This is a genomic window from Actinomadura xylanilytica, from assembly GCF_030283145.1.
Lineage (GTDB): Bacteria > Actinomycetota > Actinomycetes > Streptosporangiales > Streptosporangiaceae > Spirillospora > Spirillospora xylanilytica.
The window spans coordinates 160,237-178,739 of sequence record NZ_JASNWE010000005.1; the positions used below are offsets into that span (position 1 = coordinate 160,237).

Annotated in this window: 17 protein-coding genes; 6 read left to right on the forward strand and 11 right to left on the reverse strand. The window is 74.9% G+C overall.

Translation table 11 applies throughout. The features are described 5' to 3' along the window. Positions 1–117: 117 nt before the first annotated feature. The 3 genes from QP090_RS30545 to QP090_RS30555 all read left to right on the forward strand — a co-directional run bounded on the left by QP090_RS30545 (position 118) and on the right by QP090_RS30555 (position 2,390). Positions 118–870, forward strand: coding sequence for a FadR/GntR family transcriptional regulator (locus QP090_RS30545; RefSeq protein WP_285942974.1), 753 nt, complete (start codon positions 118–120; stop codon positions 868–870). 56 nt (positions 871–926) lie between these two features. Next, positions 927–1,679, forward strand: a complete 753-nt coding sequence (locus tag QP090_RS30550; protein WP_285942975.1) for a cache domain-containing protein — start codon at positions 927–929, stop codon at positions 1,677–1,679. A gap of 261 nt (positions 1,680–1,940) precedes the next feature. Continuing rightward, positions 1,941–2,390: an STAS domain-containing protein gene (locus QP090_RS30555; protein WP_285942976.1), complete on the forward strand. Its 450-nt coding sequence runs from the start codon at positions 1,941–1,943 to the stop codon at positions 2,388–2,390. A 124-nt stretch (positions 2,391–2,514) separates the two neighbouring features. Here the strand turns inward: QP090_RS30555 and QP090_RS30560 are convergent, their stop codons facing one another. The 6 genes from QP090_RS30560 to QP090_RS30585 all read right to left on the reverse strand — a co-directional run bounded on the left by QP090_RS30560 (position 2,515) and on the right by QP090_RS30585 (position 9,983). After that, entirely contained in the window at positions 2,515–3,903 is a 1,389-nt protein-coding gene (locus tag QP090_RS30560) for an NADP-dependent succinic semialdehyde dehydrogenase (RefSeq protein ID WP_285942977.1), read from the reverse strand. Positions 3,904–4,020: 117 nt separating this feature from the next. After that, positions 4,021–5,049: a lactonase family protein gene (locus QP090_RS30565; RefSeq protein ID WP_285942978.1), complete on the reverse strand. Its 1,029-nt coding sequence runs from the start codon at positions 5,047–5,049 to the stop codon at positions 4,021–4,023. Positions 5,050–5,260: 211 nt separating this feature from the next. Beyond that, the gene (locus QP090_RS30570) at positions 5,261–6,058 is read right to left on the reverse strand and encodes an enoyl-CoA hydratase/isomerase family protein (RefSeq protein WP_285942979.1); all 798 of its coding nucleotides are present in this window, start codon (positions 6,056–6,058) and stop codon (positions 5,261–5,263) included. Beyond that, complete coding sequence (locus QP090_RS30575; RefSeq protein ID WP_285943826.1) at positions 6,055–7,224, reverse strand: CaiB/BaiF CoA transferase family protein; 1,170 nt, start codon at positions 7,222–7,224, stop codon at positions 6,055–6,057. The genes QP090_RS30570 and QP090_RS30575 overlap by 4 nt, the downstream gene beginning before the upstream one ends. A 54-nt stretch (positions 7,225–7,278) precedes the next feature. Beyond that, on the reverse strand, positions 7,279–8,793 hold the full coding sequence (locus QP090_RS30580) for a class I adenylate-forming enzyme family protein (protein ID WP_285942980.1): 1,515 nt from the start codon (positions 8,791–8,793) through the stop codon (positions 7,279–7,281). After that, positions 8,790–9,983: an ABC transporter substrate-binding protein gene (locus QP090_RS30585; protein ID WP_285942981.1), complete on the reverse strand. Its 1,194-nt coding sequence runs from the start codon at positions 9,981–9,983 to the stop codon at positions 8,790–8,792. Before QP090_RS30585 ends, QP090_RS30580 begins: the two co-directional genes overlap by 4 nt. 85 nt (positions 9,984–10,068) lie before the next feature. Here QP090_RS30585 and QP090_RS30590 point away from each other — a divergent pair, with 85 nt between their 5' ends. Together QP090_RS30590 and pgi are read left to right on the forward strand one after the other, a co-directional pair. Continuing rightward, the gene (locus QP090_RS30590) at positions 10,069–11,121 is read left to right on the forward strand and encodes a LacI family DNA-binding transcriptional regulator (RefSeq protein WP_285942982.1); all 1,053 of its coding nucleotides are present in this window, start codon (positions 10,069–10,071) and stop codon (positions 11,119–11,121) included. A gap of 135 nt (positions 11,122–11,256) precedes the next feature. Next, positions 11,257–12,900 (forward strand): glucose-6-phosphate isomerase, encoded by a 1,644-nt coding sequence (pgi, locus tag QP090_RS30595; RefSeq protein WP_285942983.1) that lies wholly within the window; start codon positions 11,257–11,259, stop codon positions 12,898–12,900. A gap of 130 nt (positions 12,901–13,030) precedes the next feature. Here the strand turns inward: pgi and QP090_RS30600 are convergent, their stop codons facing one another. The 5 genes from QP090_RS30600 to QP090_RS30620 form a co-directional block, all read right to left on the reverse strand. After that, complete coding sequence (locus QP090_RS30600; RefSeq protein ID WP_285942984.1) at positions 13,031–13,774, reverse strand: sugar isomerase domain-containing protein; 744 nt, start codon at positions 13,772–13,774, stop codon at positions 13,031–13,033. Next, positions 13,767–14,204, reverse strand: a complete 438-nt coding sequence (locus tag QP090_RS30605; protein ID WP_285942985.1) for a PTS sugar transporter subunit IIA — start codon at positions 14,202–14,204, stop codon at positions 13,767–13,769. The genes QP090_RS30600 and QP090_RS30605 overlap by 8 nt, the downstream gene beginning before the upstream one ends. Beyond that, positions 14,201–14,503 carry a PTS sugar transporter subunit IIB gene (locus tag QP090_RS30610; protein ID WP_285942986.1) on the reverse strand — a complete coding sequence of 101 codons (303 nt, stop codon included), beginning with the start codon at positions 14,501–14,503 and terminating at the stop codon, positions 14,201–14,203. Before QP090_RS30610 ends, QP090_RS30605 begins: the two co-directional genes overlap by 4 nt. A gap of 26 nt (positions 14,504–14,529) precedes the next feature. Then, on the reverse strand, positions 14,530–15,978 hold the full coding sequence (locus tag QP090_RS30615; protein ID WP_285942987.1) for a PTS ascorbate transporter subunit IIC: 1,449 nt from the start codon (positions 15,976–15,978) through the stop codon (positions 14,530–14,532). 161 nt (positions 15,979–16,139) lie between these two features. Beyond that, positions 16,140–16,871: a GntR family transcriptional regulator gene (locus QP090_RS30620; protein ID WP_285942988.1), complete on the reverse strand. Its 732-nt coding sequence runs from the start codon at positions 16,869–16,871 to the stop codon at positions 16,140–16,142. Between the two features lie 174 nt (positions 16,872–17,045). On the opposite strand from QP090_RS30620, the gene QP090_RS30625 reads away from it, so the two are divergent. Continuing rightward, positions 17,046–18,386 (forward strand): hypothetical protein, encoded by a 1,341-nt coding sequence (locus QP090_RS30625; RefSeq protein ID WP_285942989.1) that lies wholly within the window; start codon positions 17,046–17,048, stop codon positions 18,384–18,386. Positions 18,387–18,503: the final 117 nt, after the last annotated feature.

An 18,503-nucleotide genomic window follows, 5' to 3' on the forward strand; every position in this document is an offset into this window, starting at 1 on the left:
CCATGGCGTGGTGCGGATACCCTCAGAGCGAAAAGATATGGTCCCAGATTTTTAATCGCAAGCCCCTGTGCCGGGCTCTTTTCCCGCGAGGCGGGACGGCAGGACGAAGGGAGACCGATGCCCGCGCGGGACGCCTCCGCCGTCACCAGGCTCGCCGTCTTCGCGCCGCTGGAGAGCCTCGGCCGCGCCGAGACGATCACCCGGCGGCTGGCCGGCGCCATCTCGCTCGGCCTGCTCGGCGACGGCGAGCAGCTCCCGAGCGAGCCCGAGCTGGCCGCCCGGCTCGGGGTCGCGACCGTCACCGTCCGGGAGGCGCTCGGCGAGCTGCGCAGGCAGGGCCTGATCGTCACCCGCCGCGGGCGCGGCGGCGGCAGCTTCGTGCGGGCCCCCTCGCCCGGCGAGGTCACCGGGCACCTGCGCGCGCGGCTGGCCGACCTGTCGGTGGAGGACCTGCGCGATCTCGGCGACCACTACTCCGCGGTGGCCGCCGGCGCCGCCCTGCTCGCCGCCGAGCGGGCCTCGCCCGAGGACCTGCGCCGCCTGGAGGACGCCCGGGACGCGTTCGGCGGCGCCGCCGGGGGCGAGGCGCAGCACCGTGCCGACGGCTGGTTCCACGTCGAGGTGGCCGCCGCCGCCCAGTCGGCCCGGCTCACCCGCGAGGAGGTCCGCCTCCAGACCGAGATCGGGCCGCTGCTGTGGCTGCCCGGCGCCGACGCCCGCACCCGGCGGCGGCTCCTGCGCGAGCACCGCGACCTCGTCCAGGCGATCGCGGCGCAGGACGGCGAGGGCGCGGCGCGGCTCGCCCGGCGGCATGTGACCGGGGCGTTCGAGCGGCTCATCGAACTGCACCTCGGTCTCGTACGACCATGAAGCGGCGCCGGCCCCGGACGGCGCCGATCCCCCCAGGCAGGCCGAGGTGGACGACAGTGACCGATCGACTCGCACAGGCCGCGGCCACTGGCGCCGACGTGGGACGCGTCTTCGACGCGGTGCTGCGCTCCCTCCGGCGGTTCAGCGCCGGGGCCTCCGGCGCCGTCCGGGACGAGCCCGCCCCGGATGGCGGCGGGCAGCCAGGGCGCGGCGCCCTCTCCGCCCTGCGCGCCGGCGCGCTCGCCGTCATCGAGGAGCACGGGCGGCTGGTGTCCGGATCGGGGTTCGTCGCCGCGCCGGGCCTGCTGGAGGACGCGCCGCTGTGGCTGGAGTGGTTCCACGTGGTCGGGGACCGCCCGCCCGAGCCGCTGGTCCTCGACCTCGACCCGTCCAGCACCGGCTTCTACGACTACACCCGGCACCCGTGGTTCCGGGTCCCCGAGCGGACCGGCGGCCCTTACGTGCACGGCCCGTACGTCGACTTCCACGGCACCGACCAGTACATCCTCACGATGTCGGCGCCGGTGCTGGACGGGCCACGCTTCCTCGGCGTCACCGGCGCCGACCTGTACGTGCGGCGGATCGAGAAGTCGGTCCTGCCGCTGCTGCCGCCCGGCGCGGTGCTGCTCAACGCGCAGGGCCGCGTGATCGTTTCCAGGTCGGCGCGGCACGTGACCGGCGCCCTGCTGCGCGACCTCGACATCGGCGCGGTGGACCGGGACGGCGCGGCCAGGGCCAGGCCGGTCCAGGAGGGCGCCCTCGCGCCCTGCGGCGCGCTTCGCCTCTACCTCCTGCTCCGGCACCGATAGCCGGACCTCGCTCCGAAGCCGGGCATCGTCGCAGGTCAGGGGATTTTACGGGACGTCCGGCGGCTGGGGGCGTATAGTCGGTGTTGACCGAGGAATTCCACTAAGGCGGCACCGCCGCCATCGTCCCGGTCTTTTCAGCACTCCGGCCGCCACTTCGGGTCCGGACGGGCCGGGCGGAACGATGCCGCCACAGCGTCCGTCGCACCCGGGCAGGCACGGCCGACCGTATGCACGTTCCACCACCCGGATCGGAGATCCGTCATGCGCACCAACAACCTACCTCCTCCCGTCCCGGAGGCGCCCGATCCCGTGCGGGGCGGGCCCGGCTCCGTCGCCGAGGGTCTCACCACCCGTCGGCTGGCCGGCCACACAGTGATCGCGCTGCACGGCGACCTCGACATCGCGACCGCCCCGGATGTGCGCGAGCGGCTGATCGCCGCGCTGCGCCGCGCCACCGCGCCGGTGATCATTGACCTGTCCGGCGTGACGTTCTGCGACGCCAACGGGCTCGCGCTGCTGATCGCGGCCCGCCGCCGGGCCCGCCACGACGGCCTCGGCCTGGTGCTCGCCGCGCCCCGCCCGCCGATGGTCAAGCTGCTGCGCATCACCGGCCTGCACCGCGCCTTCACCGTGCACCCGACCCTCGCCGAGGCCCGCAGGCACCGCAAGCCCGCCACCCGCCCGGCGACCTCGCCGACCGCGATCGGCTGAGCGCCCTCCGCGCACCCGTTCCCGGCCCCGTTCTCGCACCCGGCACCCGCGCCGCTCCCGCGCACCGCTCCCGCGCCCGTGACCCCTCCGCGCCGGACCCCGCCGGCGCCGCGCCCCGCCGGGCTCAGCCGTCGACACCCTCGCCGATCCAGATGGTCTTGACGTTGCAGAAGGCGTGCATGCCCTGCTCGGACAGCTCCCGGCCGTAGCCCGAGCGCTTGACGCCGCCGAACGGCAGCTCGGGGTAGGAGGTGGTCGTCCCGTTGACGAACACCTGCCCCGCGTCGAGTTCGCGCGCGAAGCGGTCGCGTTCCCCCGGATCGCGGGTCCAGGCGTTGGACCCGAGCCCGAACCCGGTCGCGTTGGCCAGCTCGACCGCCGCCGAGACGCCGCGCACCCGGTACAGCGCGGCGACGGGCCCGAAGACCTCCTCGCCGAACATCCGCATGTCGGGCGTCACCCCGGTGAGCACGGTCGGCGGGTAGTACCAGCCGGGGCCGGGCGGGCGCTCGCCGCCGCACAGCACCCGCGCGCCGCGCCGGACGGCGTCGTCCACCAGCTCCTCGATGCCCGCCCGGCCCCGCTCGCTCGCCAGCGGGCCGACGTCGGTGGACTCCTCCATCGGGTCGCCGACCCGCAGGGCCCGCATCTGCTCCACGAAGCGCCGCTCGAAGGTGTCGGCCACGCCGATGTCGACGATGAAGCGCTTGGCCGAGATGCAGCTCTGCCCGTTGTTGAGGCAGCGCGAGGCCGCCGCCGCCTGGGCGGCCCGCTCGACGTCGGCCGAGGGCATCACCACGAACGGGTCGCTGCCGCCGAGCTCCAGCACGGTCGGCTTGATCTCGTCCCCGGCGATCGCCGCGACCGAGCGGCCGGCCGGCTCGCCGCCGGTGAGCGTCGCGGCCCGCACCCGGGGGTCGCGCAGCACCCGCTCGACCTGCGCCGAGCCGATCAGCAGGGTCTGGAAGGCGCCCTCGGGGAATCCGGCGCGCAGGAACAGCTCCTCCAGGTACAGGGCGGTCTGCGGCACGTTCGAGGCGTGCTTGAGCAGCCCGACGTTCCCGGCCATCAGCGCCGGGGCGGCGAACCTGACCACCTGCCAGAGCGGGAAGTTCCACGGCATGACGGCCAGCACCGGGCCGAGCGGGCGGAAGGAGACGTAGGCGTCCCGCGCGCCCACGGCGGCGGCGTCGGCGGGCCGGTCGGCCAGGAACTCCGCGGCGTGGTCGGCGTAGAACCGCATCGCCTTGGCGCACTTGCGCGCCTCGGCCCGCGCCGACACCAGCGTCTTGCCCATCTCGGTGGTCATCAGGATCGCGACCCGCTCGGTCTCGCGGGCCAGCCGGTCGGCCGCCGCGTGCATCCAGCCGGCCCGGGTCTCCAGGGGGGTGAGGCGGTAGCCGTTGAAGGTGTGCCCCGCGAGCTCGATTCGCCGGTCGAGCTCCGCGCCGGACAGCGCCTCGAAGGTCCGCTCCACCTCGCCGGTCGCCGGATTGGTCGTCGCGATGGTCATGGCCCGGCAGCCCCCCTGGTGTCCGTGGCGCCCGTCCCGCGGTCCGCCCGTCCTCCCTCTGGGGCGTGCCCATCCGGACGGACCGGAAAACACAGTCGATACAGGCCGCAATCGGGTCTAGGCGGGCACGATGCAGGCCGGGGACGGCACCTCCACCGGGGGCCCGGCCGGCACCGGCACGCCGTCCGCGCCGATCCGGAACGCGGCCACCAACCCCGAATACTGGTTGGCGACGTGCAGCCACTCGCCGTCCACGTGCAGGTCGCGCGGCCACTCCCCGCCGGACGGGACGTCGTCGACCGGCTCGGTCCCGGCCCCGCCGGGAAGGATCCGGTGCGTGGTGACCACGTCGGCGCCGCGCATGGACGTGTAGAGGTGGCGGCCGTCCGCGCCGAGCTTGATCGCCGCGCTCTGTGAGCCCGCCGGGACCGGCCCGGCCGTCGCGGGCGCCTCCGCGGTGATCCGCAGGTCGGCGTGGCCGCTCCCGGGCCGCAGCGTGATCACGGTGCCGGCCAGCTCGGTCAGCACGTGCACCGGCCCGCCCGGATGGACGACCAGGTGCCGCGGCCCGCACCCGGCGGGCAGCCGGATCTCCGAGACCGGCTCCAGCGCGCCGCCGTCCGCCGCGATCCGGTAGGCGCGGACGACGTCGGCGCCGAGATCGGCCGCCAGCACGGTGCCGTCCGGCGCGACCGCGGTCGCGTGCGCGTGCGGGCCCTCCTGCCGGTCGGCCCGCGGCCCGCGGCCGTGCCCCTGGTACACCGACGGGTCGCCGGTGAACGCGCCGTCCGGCCCGAGCCGCACGGCGCTCACCGCCCCCGCGTCGTAGCTGGCGGCCAGCAGGAGGCCGCCGCCGGGAGTGACGGTCAGGTGGCACGGCCCGGCGGGCACCGGACGCACACCGATCTCCCGCAGCCCCCGGCCGCCGTCGACCGCGTACGCCACGACGGCGCCCTCGGCCCGCTCGTTGACCGCGTACAGCACCCCGCCGCCCGGATGGACGGCCAGATAGGACGGGGAGGTGGTCACGGCCGCGGGCTCGGGCCGCTCCAGCGCCCCGTCCGGCCCGCGCCGCAACCGGTAGACGCCCTGCCCGCCGCCCATCGCGCCGGTATAGGTGCCCACCCAGAAATGCCGCTCTTCCACCGTCGCTCCCGTCCGCTCCCGGGCCGTCGACCCGCCCTCGCGCGCCGCCGGTCCGGCGCGGGCCGATCCTATGCCGACCCCGCGGGCCCCTCAGCTCCCCCGGGCCGTCAACCGCGCGGACAGGTCAGCCGGACCTCGATGTGCTCGTTGCCAGGACGAGATCGGCGTCCCGGGCGGGTCCCCGCCCGGGACGATGCCGGCGGTGTTCATGTCAGCGACCATGGAAGACGGCTTCGCGCTTCTCCAGGAACGCGGCGACTCCTTCCTGCGCGTCCGCCGTCGTGTACAGCCACGACAGCACCTGCTGCTCGCGGGTGAGCGCGGCGGCCTGCCCGGTCTCCAGCCCGTCGTCGACCAGCCGCTTGGCCTCCCGCGCCGCCAGCGGCGCCTGCCGCGCGATGGTCCCGGCCAGCTCGAGCGCGCGGGGGAGCAGCTCGTCCGCCTCCACCACGGCGGTGACCAGGCGCAGGTCGCGCGCCTCCGGCGCCTTGATCCGGCGGCCCGTCAGCACCAGCTCCTTGGCCACCCGCGCGCCCACCGCCCGGGTCAGCCGGACGGTGCCGCCCCCGCCGGGCAGCAGCCCGAGCGAGATCTCCGGCAGCCCGAACCGCGCCGCGGTGGAGGCCACGATCAGGTCGCAGCACAGCGCCACCTCGAAGCCGCCGCCGAGCGCGTACCCGTTCACCGCCGCGACCGTCGGCTGCGGCAGCGCCGCGAGCTGGTCGAACACGCTCCGCGACAGCTTCTGGTAGTCGTCGAACGCGGTCCGGCCCACGCCGGAGTACTCGTTGAGGTCGGCCCCGGCGATGAAGCCCCGGCCGGTGCCGGTGAGCACCAGCACCCGCACGTCCTCGTCGGACCGCAGCCGGGTGAGATAGCCGCCGAGCGCCTCGACCATGCCCCGCGACAGCGCGCCGAGCGCGGCCTCGCGGTCCACCCGGAGCACCGCGACGCCGTTCCCGCGGGTCTCGGCGAGGTGCTCGTGGATCCGCGTCTCCGCGCCGCTCACGCGATCACGCCGTCCGCGCGCAGCGCCGCGATCCGCTCGTCCGGCAGCAGCTCGCCGAGGACCTCGCCGGTGTGCTCGCCGATCGCCGGCGGCGCGTACCGCATCCGCCACGGGGTCTCCGACATCCGGATCGGGCAGCCGATCAGCTCGATCTCGCCCGCCACCGCGTGCCGGGCCCGCACGATCAGGTCCGACCCGTCGGCGCGCAGCTCGTCCACGGCCTCCTTGGTGTCGCGCACCCGCGCGCACCACACGCCCGCCGGGAGCAGCGTGTCGAGCCACTCCCGGGTGGTCCGCTGCGCGCTGCGCAGCTCGAGCAGCCGCTTGGCCTCGTCGCGGTCGGCGAAGGCGTCCAGCTCCGCGACCTCGGGGGCGCCGAACAGCGGGCCCACCACCTCCAGCGGCGCCATCGCCACCGCTAGCCACCCGTCGGACGCGCGGTAGATGCCGAACGGCGCGTCCAGCCACGCCTGCCCGACGCCCTCGGCCGACCGGGAGAACTCGCGGTCCTGGTTGACCATCGAGGAGATCTCCTGGCACTGGAGCGCGATCGCGGTCGAGTACAGGTCGACCTCGACCCGCTGCCCGACGCCGTGCCGCTCCCGCGCCACCAGCGCGGCGAGGATCCCGTTCGACAGCGTCAGCGCCGTCGCGGCGTCCACCACCGCGGTGCCCGCCGGGGTGGGCGGGTCGCCGGCCCGGCCGCCGTTGGCCGCCAGCCCCGACATCGCCTGGATCAGCAGGTCCTGCCCCGGCCGGCCCTCCCGCGCGTAGCGGGTGTCCTGCCCCCAGCCCGAGCCCGAGCAGTAGATGATGTCGGGCTTCACCGCGCGGAAGTCGTCGTAGCCGAGGCCGCGCTTGGCGAGCACGCCGGGGCGGAAGTTCTCCACCACCACGTCGCAGGTCGCGGCCAGCTCCAGCAGCGCCGCGCGCACGTCCGGCGAGCGCAGGTCCATCGCCACCGACCGCTTGTTGCGGTTCATCGCCAGGAAGGCCGCCGAGTCGCCGCCGACCAGCCCGCCCTGAAGGTTCAGGCCCCGCTCCCACTCGCCGTCCAGCCGCTCGACCTTGATCACATCGGCGCCGAGGTCGGCCAGCAGCTGGGTCCCGTACGGGCCGAGCATCATCTGCGTGAAGTCGAGGATGCGGACACCCTCCAGTGCCATGGGCACGTGATCTCCTCCTGTGCGTGTTTCCGGAATCTGCGTGGTGTCGAAATCTCAGAACCAGGCGCGCAGAAGGCGCCTGGCGACCTTGCCCGTGCTGTTCTGCGGCAGCTCGTCCGCGAAGACGATCCGCCGGGGCTTCTTGTATCCGGCCAGCCGCGCCGCGCAGGCGCGCAGCACGTCGTCCTCGGTCACCGCGGCGCCGGGCCGCGGCACTACCGCCGCGGCGACCGTCTCGCCCCACGTCGCGTCGGGGACGCCGAGCACCGCGACCTCCGCCACGCCGTCCAGCGCGGCGATCGCCCGCTCCACCTCGCCGGGGTGCACGGTGTAGCCGCCGGTGACGATCACCTCGCTGCGCCGCCCGGCCAGGTGCAGGTAGCCGCCCGCGTCGACGAAGCCGAGGTCGCCGGTCCGGAACACGCCGCCGGTGAGCGCCGCCGCCGACGCGGCCTCGTCGTTCCAGTAGCCCGGCATGATCTGCGGTCCGCTCACCGCGAGCTCGCCGGTCTCCCCGGCGGGCAGCGGCGCGCCGTCCCCGTCCAGGACCGAGAGCCGCACCGACGCGACCGGACGGCCCGCCGACGCCAGCCGCGCGGCGTCGCCGGAGGCGTGGTCGCCGGGCGCGAGCACGGTCAGCGGCGCCAGCGCCTCGCTCAGCCCGTAGAACTGGTGCAGCACGTCGCCGAACGCGTCCCGGGCGCGCAGCAGCGCCGGCACCGAGATCGGCGCGGCGCCGTAGACGATCGCGCGCAGCGCGGCGGGGCGCGCGCCCCGCTCCACCGCGGCGGCGGTGAGCCGCTCCAGCATGGTCGGCACCATCGGCATCGCCGTGACCGCGTGCCGCTCGGCCGCCTCGAGCACCGCGCCCGCGTCGAACCGGGCCAGCGGCAGCGCCGCCGCCCCGGCCAGCGTGTACGCCGACCCGACCGAGCCGCCGAAGTGGCTCATCGGCGCGGTGTGCAGTACCACGTCGCCGGGGCCGATCGGCGGCAGCGCCGCCCACATCGCCTCCAGCATCGCCGCCCACGCGGCGCCGGTCACCCGCGCGCCCTTCGGGCGGCCGGTGCTCCCCGAGGTGTACATCAGTGCGGCCAGGCCGTCCGCCGGCCCCTCGCCCGGCCCGCCGGGAGGGCCGGTGAACAGGGCGCCGAGGCCCGCGTCCGGCGTGATCACGCGACAGCCCGCCGGGAGCCCGGCCAGCGCCCCGGCGATCCGGGACTCGCAGACGAGCGCGCCGGGCGCGCAGTCGGCCGCGATCGCGCCGATCTCCTCCGGGTGCAGCCGGGTGCCGACCGCGACCCGGACGAGGCCGCCGAGCCAGATCCCGTGCTCCAGCGGCAGCGTCTCGGCGCGGTTGTCCAGCGCGATCAGCACCCGGTCGCCCGGCCGCAGCCCGAGCCGCGCCAGCGCCCCCGCCGCCGCGCGGGCCCGCGCGCCCAGCTCGGCGAAATCGGCCGTCCCGGCACCGGTCGTCCCGGCGCCCGCCGGTCCGCCGCCGGCCAGCACCGCCGGGTGCGCGGCGTACCGGCGGTGCGCGGCGGCGACCAGGTCGGCCAGCGGGTTCACCGGCCGTGCTCCGCGTACGTCGCCGCGCACACCTCGCTCGCGCGGGCGGCCAGCTCCGCCGCGCCCGCGCCCGCGCCGGCCAGCCGGTGCAGTTCGTCGCCGACCCGCTTGTGGACGAGCGGGTACACCGGGTCGCGCGGCCGGACGAACGCGCGGTCGAGGGTGGCGAGCGTGCCGGAGAAGAAGCCGCCGTTCGCGGCGTCCACGGCGGGGTCGGTCCACGCGTCGCGGTTGCCGGGCTGCCCGCCCGAGCGGACGTACTCCCCGCGCTGGCAGGCGGAGCCGACCACGTGCTCCAGGAAGCGGGCGGCGGCCTCCGGCTCCCGGCTCCGCGCCGACACCGCGAGGCCGACGCCGCCGAGCAGCGACCCGGCGGGCCCGCCGTCCGGCGACGGGATTCCGGCGAAGCGCACGCCGCGCCGCCCGGCCTCGGGCCGCGCGTAGTTGACGTACCCGAACACGATCGGCGCGTAGGCGACGTCGTCGCCGCCGCTCATCCGGTCGAGCACGCCGATCGGGTCCAGCTCCAGGGAGGACGGGCCGGCGAGGGCCAGCAGCCGCAGCAGCCGTTCGGACGCCGGGACGGCGACCTCGGGGTCGAACCCCTCCGGGCCGAGCCAGCCGGACCGGCCGCCCGCCTCCTGCGAGCAGAGCGTGAGCAGGGCGCACAGCAGATGCGTCGGGTTGGCGGGGAGCACCGCCCGTCCGGCCGGCATCGCCTCCATCAGCTCGATCACCCCGTCCCACGACCGGGGCGGGGCGTCCCAGCCCAGGGCCGCCAGCAGGTCGGGCCGGTACGCCGACACCTGGGCCGCCGCGTCCATGGCCACCGCCCACTGGCCGCCGCCCCAGGTGTAGCTGGCGTGGCTCGGGCCGACCGACGCCGTGCGCTGCGCCTCCAGCACCGCCGCGGGCAGGATCTCGCCGAGCGGTACCAGGGCGGACGTGGCGTGCGCCTGCCCGACGTAGGGGTGGTCCATCGCCACCAGGTCGTAGCGGGCGGCCAGCTCGGCCACCGGCACGTCCTCGAACTCGCGCAGCGAGCGCGAGTCCCAGGTGATGCTCAGGTCCGGGCGGGTGGCGGTGTAGGCGGCCGACACCGCCCGCAGGCACCCGATCCCGCGCTGGTGGTCCCAGGCCATCCCGTGCAGCGTGGTCACCGGGCCGCCGGGACGGGGTGCGTCCCGCATAGCCGACTCCATGATCGACCCTCCTCGCAGGCAGATGGGGTAGTAGGTCGGTAAATCGTTTTACCGATGCCGTACGCTCGCAGGCATGCCCGAGCGCTGTCAACCCACCGACGACCCGCCGCCGCCCGCCGCCGGCCGCGCGAAGATCAGCGACGTGGCCAGGGCCGCCGGGGTGAGCCCCGCGGTGGTGTCCCGGCTGCTGCGCGGCGACGCGGCCCTGCGCATCCGCGAGGAGACCCGGCTCCGGGTGCTCGCCGTCGCCGAGGAGCTGCGGTACACCCCGAACGAGGTGGCCCGCGCGCTGCGCAGCTCCGCGGTCGGCATCCTCGGGATGGCGGTGCACGACACCAGCAACCCGGTCTACAGCGAGATCCTCGCCGGGGCGCAGGCCGAGGCGAGCGCCGCCGGGTACGCGCTGCTCCTGGCCGACGCCGACGAGCTGGCCCGCACCGGCCGGGCGTTCGAGAAGCTGGTGCGCGGCAACCGGATCGACGGGCTGCTGCTCCAGCGCGGCCCCGGCGGGTCGGACGCGACCGTCGCCAAGGTCGTGTCGACCCGGCTGCCGCTGCTGCTGGTCAACGACCGCACCCGCGGCGAGGTCGGCAGCGTCGGGCTCGACGACGAGGCCGCGACCTACCTGGCCACCCGCCACCTGACCGGGCTCGGGCACACCCGCGTCGCGCACCTGCACCTGGGCATGCCGCGGGGCCGCTCGGCCGCGCGGACCCGGGGCTGGCGGCGGGCGCTGGAGGAGGCCGGCCTGCCCGAGGGCCCCCAGCTGCGCGGCGGGCACACCACCGCCGACGGGCAGCGCGCGATGGACCGGCTGGAGCCGGGCGCCGCGACCGGCGTGGTGGTCAGCAACGTGCTCGCCGCCGTCGGCGCGATGAGCTCCGCGCGCGAGCGGGGCCTGCGGGTCCCCGGGGACGTGTCGGTCGTCGCCGTCCACGACGTGTTCTTCGCCCCGCACCTGACCCCGCCGCTCACCGTGGTCCGGATGCCGCTGCGCGAGCTCGGCCGCCGCTCGGCCGCCGCGCTGCTCCGCCAGCTCGGCGGCGAGCCCGCCCCGCACGAGGTGGTCGACGATCCGCCGCCCGAGCTGGTCGTCCGCGGGTCCACCGGGCCGCCGGACCGCTGACCGGCCGTCCCGGATCGCGGGACGCTTGGTCCCGCGGACGCCCGCCGACCTATGATCTCCGTGGGCCGGCGGCGGCGCGCCGGGGGAGCCGGGAGCCGCCCGCGCCGGTCAGGCACGCGAGGGGATGAGGGGCAGATGGCTGATATCACCGAGGCGCCCGAGTGGTCGGCGCTGGCCGACCACCAGCAGGCGCTGTCCGGACGGCACCTGCGGGAGCTGTTCGCGGACGACCCGGAGCGGGCCGCGCGGATGACGGTGACCGCGGGGGACCTCTTCCTCGACTACTCCAAGCACCGGGTCACCGGCGAGACGCTCGGGCTGCTGGTGGCGCTGGCCGAGCGCGCCGGGCTGCGCGGGCGGATCGAGGCGATGTTCGGCGGCGAGCACATTAACGCCAGCGAGGACCGGGCCGTCCTGCACACCGCGCTGCGGCTGCCGCGCGGCGCCGCGCTGACCGTGGACGGGCAGGACGTCGCCGCCGACGTGCACGCGGTGCTCGACCGGATGGAGGCGTTCGCCGGGCGGGTCCGCTCGGGCGAGTGGACCGGCTTCACCGGCCGGCCCATCCGGACGGTCGTCAACATCGGCATCGGCGGCTCCGACCTCGGCCCGGCGATGGCCTACGAGGCGCTGCGCGACTACGCCGACGCCGGGATCTCCTGCCGCTTCGTCTCCAACGTCGACCCGGCCGACATCACCGGCACGCTGGCCGCGCTCGACCCCGAGGAGACCCTGTTCGTCATCAGCTCCAAGACGTTCGGGACGCTGGAGACGCTGACCAACGCCAAGGTCGCCCGGCAGTGGCTGGTCGACCGCCTCGGCGACGACAAGGCGGTCTCGCGGCACTTCGTGGCGGTGTCGACCAACGCCGAGCGGGTCGCCGGGTTCGGCATCGACACCGGCAACATGTTCGGGTTCTGGGACTGGGTGGGCGGGCGCTACTCCTTCGACGGCGCGATCGGGCTGTCGCTGATGCTGGCCATCGGCGCGGGCCGGTTCCGCGAGATGCTCGCCGGGTTCCACACCGTCGACGAGCACTTCCGCACCGCGCCGTTCGAGGCCAACATGCCGGTGCTGATGGGGATGCTGGGCGTCTGGTACACCGACTTCTTCGGCGCGCAGACCCGCGCCGTCCTGCCGTACGCGCAGCGGCTGGCGCGGTTCCCCGCCTACCTCCAGCAGCTCACGATGGAGTCCAACGGCAAGTCGGTGCGGGCCGACGGGGCGCCGGTCGTGGCGCAGACCGGCGAGATCTTCTGGGGCGAGCCGGGCACCAACGGGCAGCACGCCTTCTACCAGCTCCTGCACCAGGGCACCCGGCTGGTCCCCGCCGACTTCATCGGCTTCGCCGAGCCGTTCGAGGACGCCTCGGCCGGCGGTCCGGGCATGCACGACCTGCTGGCCGCCAACCTGTTCGCCCAGACCTCGGCGCTGGCGTTCGGCAAGACCGCCGACGAGATCGCCGCCGAGGGCGCGCCCGCCGCGGTCGTGCCGCACAAGGTGATGCCGGGCAACCGGCCGACCGGCACGATCCTGGTGCCGAGGCTCACCCCGTCCACCCTGGGGCAGCTCGTCGCGCTGTACGAGCACATCGTGTTCGTCGAGGGCGCGATCTGGGGGATCGACTCCTTCGACCAGTGGGGCGTCGAGCTCGGCAAGGTGATGGCAGGCGACCTCACGCCCGCGCTGACCGGCGCCGAGCCCCCCGCGTCGGCTCCGGACCCGTCCACCGCCGCGCTGGTGCGCCGCTACCGCGAGCTGCGGGGCCGCGCGGTCTGACGCCCCGCGCCGCGGGCCCGGTGTGCACCGCGAGGCGCGCACCGGGCCCGGCGCGGACGTGGCGGTGTCCCCCCGCCCGGGGGGACACCGCCACGCATGGACCGCCGTTCCGCACGGGCGGCGGCGCCGCTCAGGTCCCGGCCGACAGCTCCGGGACGCGGTGCCGGTAGCGGGCCAGGAGCTCCTGGTTGACCGCGTCGCCGCCGGGCACGTTCGCGCTGGTCCAGCGGGGCAGCTCGGTGCCGCGCGCGGAGGCGAGGTCGTCGAGGTCGGCCAGCACCCGCGACCACGCGTACGCGGCCAGGATCGTCGACACCGCCGCCGTGCGCGGCGCCCCGCCCGGGTGCACGACGTCGCCCGGGGGGACGCGGGTGTCGAGCACCACCCCGGCGTGGTCGGCGAGGCTGGTCTCGGTGCGCGCGGAGGCGGCCCGCGAGGCCGGCACCGAGGTCACCGCGATCACCGGCACGTTCCGGGCCGCGCACTCCTGCGCGATCTCGACCGGGTACGGGTTGCGCCCGCTGGTGGAGAACACCACCGCCACATCGGGCGGGGCGGGCGCGGCGGCCTCGGCGACCGCGCGCCCGACCCCGTCCTGGCGCTCGGCGCGGGTGCTGCGCACGGCGTCGTCGAGGGGGAAGACGCGCGGATCCCAGATCGGCCGGACCGGGGCGAGGCCCCCGGCCCGGTAGAACGTCTCGCACACCATCGCCAGCGAGTGCCCCGCCCCGGCGACGTGCACGATGCCGTCGGCCTCGATCGCCTCCAGCAGCAGGAGCGCGGCGGTGCGGGCGGCGTCCGCGCCGTGCGCGTCGAAGTCGTCGAGCAGAGTCCGCACCTGGTCGGGGAGGCGGGGCCGGGGGGAGTCAGGCATCGCGCAGCGCCTCCTCGAGGGCGCGGGTCAGCGCGTCCTCGTCCGAGGCGCCGCGGAGCCGGTCCGCGAGCCCGGCCGACAGAGCGCGGGCCAGCGTCGACAGGGTCCCGACGTGGGAGTCGGGGTCGGGCGTGCAGAAGGCCAGGAGCAGGTCGACGGGGTCGTTGTCGGGGTGGCCGAACTCGACCGGCGCCGCCAGCCGGGTCACGCCGACGCCGACCGCCAGCCCGCCCTCCTCAGGGCGGGCGTGCACGAGCGCGAGGCCCTTGGCCAGCACGATGTACGGGCCGTTCTCCTCCACCACCCGGACGCAGGCGTCCGGGTAGCCCTCGCCCGCCGCGCCCGCCTCGACCAGGCCCCGCGCCGCCCGCCGGACCGCTTCGCGCCAGTCCGCCGGGGTCGCGCCGTCGGTCGCGGTCAGCACCGTCACGCCAGCCAGCCCTTCTCGGTCAGCCGCTCGCGCAGCTGCGCCTCCAGGCCCTCCTTGTCGAGGAAGTCGCTGATGGTGATCACGACGGGGGCCAGCTCGGCGATCTCGCTGGTGTGCATGCCCTGCCCGATGATCACGTCGGGGCTCATCCCGCGCGCAGCGGACACGTCGGTGTTCTCCACCCGGGCCTCCACGCCGAGGGCGCGCAGCGCGTCCTCGGCGGTCATCCTCAGGATGAGGCTGGTGCCCATGCCCAGGCCGCAGACGGCGAGGACCTCCAGTTGCCGGTCGAGTGCCATCTCAGTACCCCTCTCGTCTCTCGTTGTCAGCCCTTGTCCAGGGAGGTCTTGTTCCCGGACTCGGCGGTCTCCGCCGCCACCTCCGCCTCTGCCGCGGCGCGGCTCTCGCGGCGGCCGAGGATCAGCAGGGTCGCGGCCGTGGCGGCCAGCGCGACGACCGGGATGGCCCACACCGACGCGCCGCCGATGACCGGGTCGGTGGCCTTGAGCAGCCAGGCGATCGCGTACCAGTCGGGGTCGGCGAGGGCCGACAGCTCCGGCGCGGTCTTCTCGAACAGGCCCCAGGTGACGGCCTGCCCGATCGCCAGGACCAGGCCGCTGATCACGCCGCCGAGCACCGCGCCGCGCCAGCCCGCGACCACGTTGCCGAACACCCCGGCCGCGCCGCCCACGAAGAACAGCATGATCATGGGCGGGGCGAGGGTGAACCAGCCGGCCCCCGCGAACACCCCCAGGCAGACCAGGAACACCCCGGTCGAGGTCACGAAGCCGACCATCACCGAGGTCGGCGCCACCGGGAAGATCGTCGGCGCGTCCAGCGCCGGGCGGGTGCCGGGGATCACCCGGTCGCTGAAGCCCTTGAACGCCGGGACGATCTCGCCGAGGAACATCCGCACGCCGAACATCAGGATCGCGATGCCGCCGGCGAACCGCAGGCCGACCAGCAGCGCCCACACCCACGGGGACAGCTTGGGGTCGAGCTCGGCGGCGGCCTTGGTCACCACCCCGTGGTCGGCGAAGGCGACCGCCACCAGCATGATCACCGAGATGATCAGCGCGGTGCTGACGTTGACGTCCTTGAAGAACGAGAGCTGGCGGGGCAGCTTGAGCTTCTCGGTGTCGTGCTTGTCGCGGCTGCCGAGCGGCTTGGCCGCGTAGCCGGTGAGCAGGGCGGTCAGCGAGCTGGTGTGTGCGAAGCCGAACCGGTCGTCGGGCATCACCTTGCGCATCAGCGGGCGCATCCAGAGCGGCTGGACGGTCCAGTACGCGGCCACGAACCCGGCGCCGCACAGCACCAGCGTGAGCTGGTCGGCGTCCGGCGCGATGGTGACCAGCGAGGCGACCGTGACCGTGCTGACCCAGAACATCAGGTGCCCGGTCAGGTACAGGTAGCGGGCGGCCGGGAACAGCCGGACGATCGCCACGTGCAGCAGGAACGCCACGGTGATGACCAGCGCGATCGTGCCGCCCTGCGAGCCCAGGAAGTCGTTGAGCGAGTGGTCGGCCTTCGGCGGTGTGGAGTTCATCGCGCTGGCCAGCACGGTCTGGAAGCTGGTCAGCCCGCCGGTGAAGATCTCCACGCCGATGAAAAGGATCACCACCCCGATGGTGGCGCGCAGCGCCCCGGCGAGGGTGTCCTCGAAGCGTTTGCGCTGGAGCAGCAGCCCGGCGAGCGTGATCAGCCCGATCAGGATGGGCACCTGGCCGAACACGTTGTCGGCCAGGAAGGTGAGGACGTCTTTGACGAAGTCCATGGTGCACCTCACTAAAGGGGGTTGGAGATTTGCGCTGTCGCCCCCGTCAGCGCGGATGGATCCTGACGGTCGGGTCGCGGCGTTCTGATGTTCCGGTGGTACTGATGGTGTTCCGGTGGGTCCCGGTGGTGTTCCGGCGGTCGTGGTGGAGTCCGGCGCCGTCAGTGCGGCGGCGGGCGCAGGTCGAGCTGGAGCCGGTAGCGGTCCCCCCGGTAGAGGGACCTGACGTACTCCAGCGGGCCGCCCTCCTCGTCCCGCGTCACCCGTTCGAAGAGGAACACCGGCGAGTGCACCGGCACGCCGAGCTCGGCGGCCTCCTCGGCGGTGGTGACGCTCGGCTCGATCGTCTCGGTGCCCGAGGCGATCTCCACGCCGCCGGAGCGGAGCAGGTCGTAGAACGACCGGCCCTCCAGGTCCTGCCGGCGCAGGTCCGGCAGGAGGCGGCGCGGCAGGTAGAGCGTCTCGATCGCCATGGTGGCGCCGTCGGCGAGCCGGAGTCGCCGAATGGTAAATACCTCTTCGACGGGGGAGAGGGCCAGCCTCCTGCCGATCCGGGCCCCCGCGGTCTCGGTCCGGAACGACAGGACGCGGCCGTCCGGGCGCATCCCGCGCCGCCGCATGTCCTCGGTGAAGGAGGTCATGGTCAGCGGCACCGCGATCCTGGGCTCGGCCACGTAGGTGCCGCTCCCGTGGCGCCGTTCGAGCAGGCCGTCGTTGACCAGCCCGTCGATCGCCGCGCGCAGCGTCGGGCGGGAGACGCCGAGCTCCTCGGCCAGCCGGCGCTCGGAGGACAGGGCGTCGCCGACGCCCAGCTCGTCCAGCATGGCGAGCAGCTCGCGCCGCACGACCTGCCGTTTGGTGCTCCCGTTGGCCGGTTCACCACTGGATAGCACGCCTGTCACCTCCTGGAGCGCCGATAGTGCGTCCGGTCACTGTATGTCCGGTTCGGCGACTGGTCAATACCACTTTGGCGATGTTTGCCGTGGCGGGCGCCGCCGCGCGGATCTACGGTCGTCGCAGGTCGGCTGAGGTCCGTGCGACGGAAGCGCGGTGAGGAAGGCGGCGGGATGAGAAGGATCGTGAGGGGCGCCGTGGCGTTGGCGCTGCCCCTGGTGCTGCCGGTGGCCCTGGGCGCCGCACCGGCGCGGGCGGACGGTGCCGGCGGCGCGGGCGGTGCGGGCGGCTGGCGGCTGGTGAACGCCGAGTCGTTCGACCGGCCGCTGGACGACCGGAAGGCCCCCTGGTTCAGCGACGGCGACGGGCCGGGCAGCCTCTACGACGTCGATATGTACGACAACGACGGGGCCTACTTCGAGACCGTCGGCGGCCCGGCGTTCAAGCAGCAGCTCGCGAAGATGAGCACCTACCGCAAGTCGTTCCCGTTCGGGGACGGCGGCTGGCTCACGGCCGAGCTCGCGGCCCGCGACACCGACGGCGACGGCCGCCCGGACGGGGCGCCCACGCTCACCTCGCGCAGGGGCGTCGCGCAGATGGACGAGCCCGGCCACCAGGGCGGGGTGGTCATCCGCTCGACCAGGGCGCTGCCCGCCGAGTACCGGGTGGAGATGACCCTGCGCGGCCTCGACTTCGGGGGGCAGCGCAACGGCTCGTGGGACTACCCCGACGGGCGGGTCAACGGGTACTCGCCGGAGGGCTGCAAGACCAACTTCCCGTGGGCCTCGGGCGGCGACTTCTCCCGGCCCGAGTGCGCCTGGGCCGACGTCCGCACCGACTCCAACGGGTTCTACTACCTGGGGATCATGGACTACGAGCGGCCCGCGCCGCACAACAACGTCTTCATCCACGGGCACCGCAAGGTCGCCATGGACTCCTACAACCGCTACAAGTACACGGGCTCGGGGCTTCGCTACTGCAACCCCGCGACCAAGCAGTACGAGCAGTACTCCGCCGGAACCGGCAACGGCGTCAACGCGATCTTCATGACCGACGACCGCCGCTACCCGACGATGCCCGGCACCGAGTACCTCATGCCGAGCGAGTGCGGCCTCGCCAAGGCCGGCGCGATCGTGTCCCAGGTTGACCTGAAGCCCGAGCTGCTCCCGGAGGAGAGCTACCGGTTCGCCGTCGAGCGGCGGGGCGGCGCCTACACGATGGAGATGTCGGGCGTCTTCGCGCACACCGGCCGCGCCACCTTCCGCTACACCCGCGCGTTCGTCCAGGACGGCGAGCCGATCTGGCACTACAACCAGACGCCGGGCGAGTACGACGGCCGGTTCAACGGCGAGTGGACGTGGCAGGGACCGGGCGGGACGGTCACCGACCGTGACGTGTGGCCCGCCGGATCGGCCTATCCCGACCGGTTCGTCATCGGCGACCCGCACATGAACTTCTACGAGGGCAAGGCGCAGGTGGACGACGTGCGGATGTACGTCCCGTCACACCGGTAACACCCCGGCCGGCGGCCCCGCGGCGGTCCGCGGGGCCTTCGGTCGTCCACGGCGGGGGATTCGGACAAGATCTGATCACAGGACGGTACGGGAGGTGTGACCGGCGGCACCGCCGGA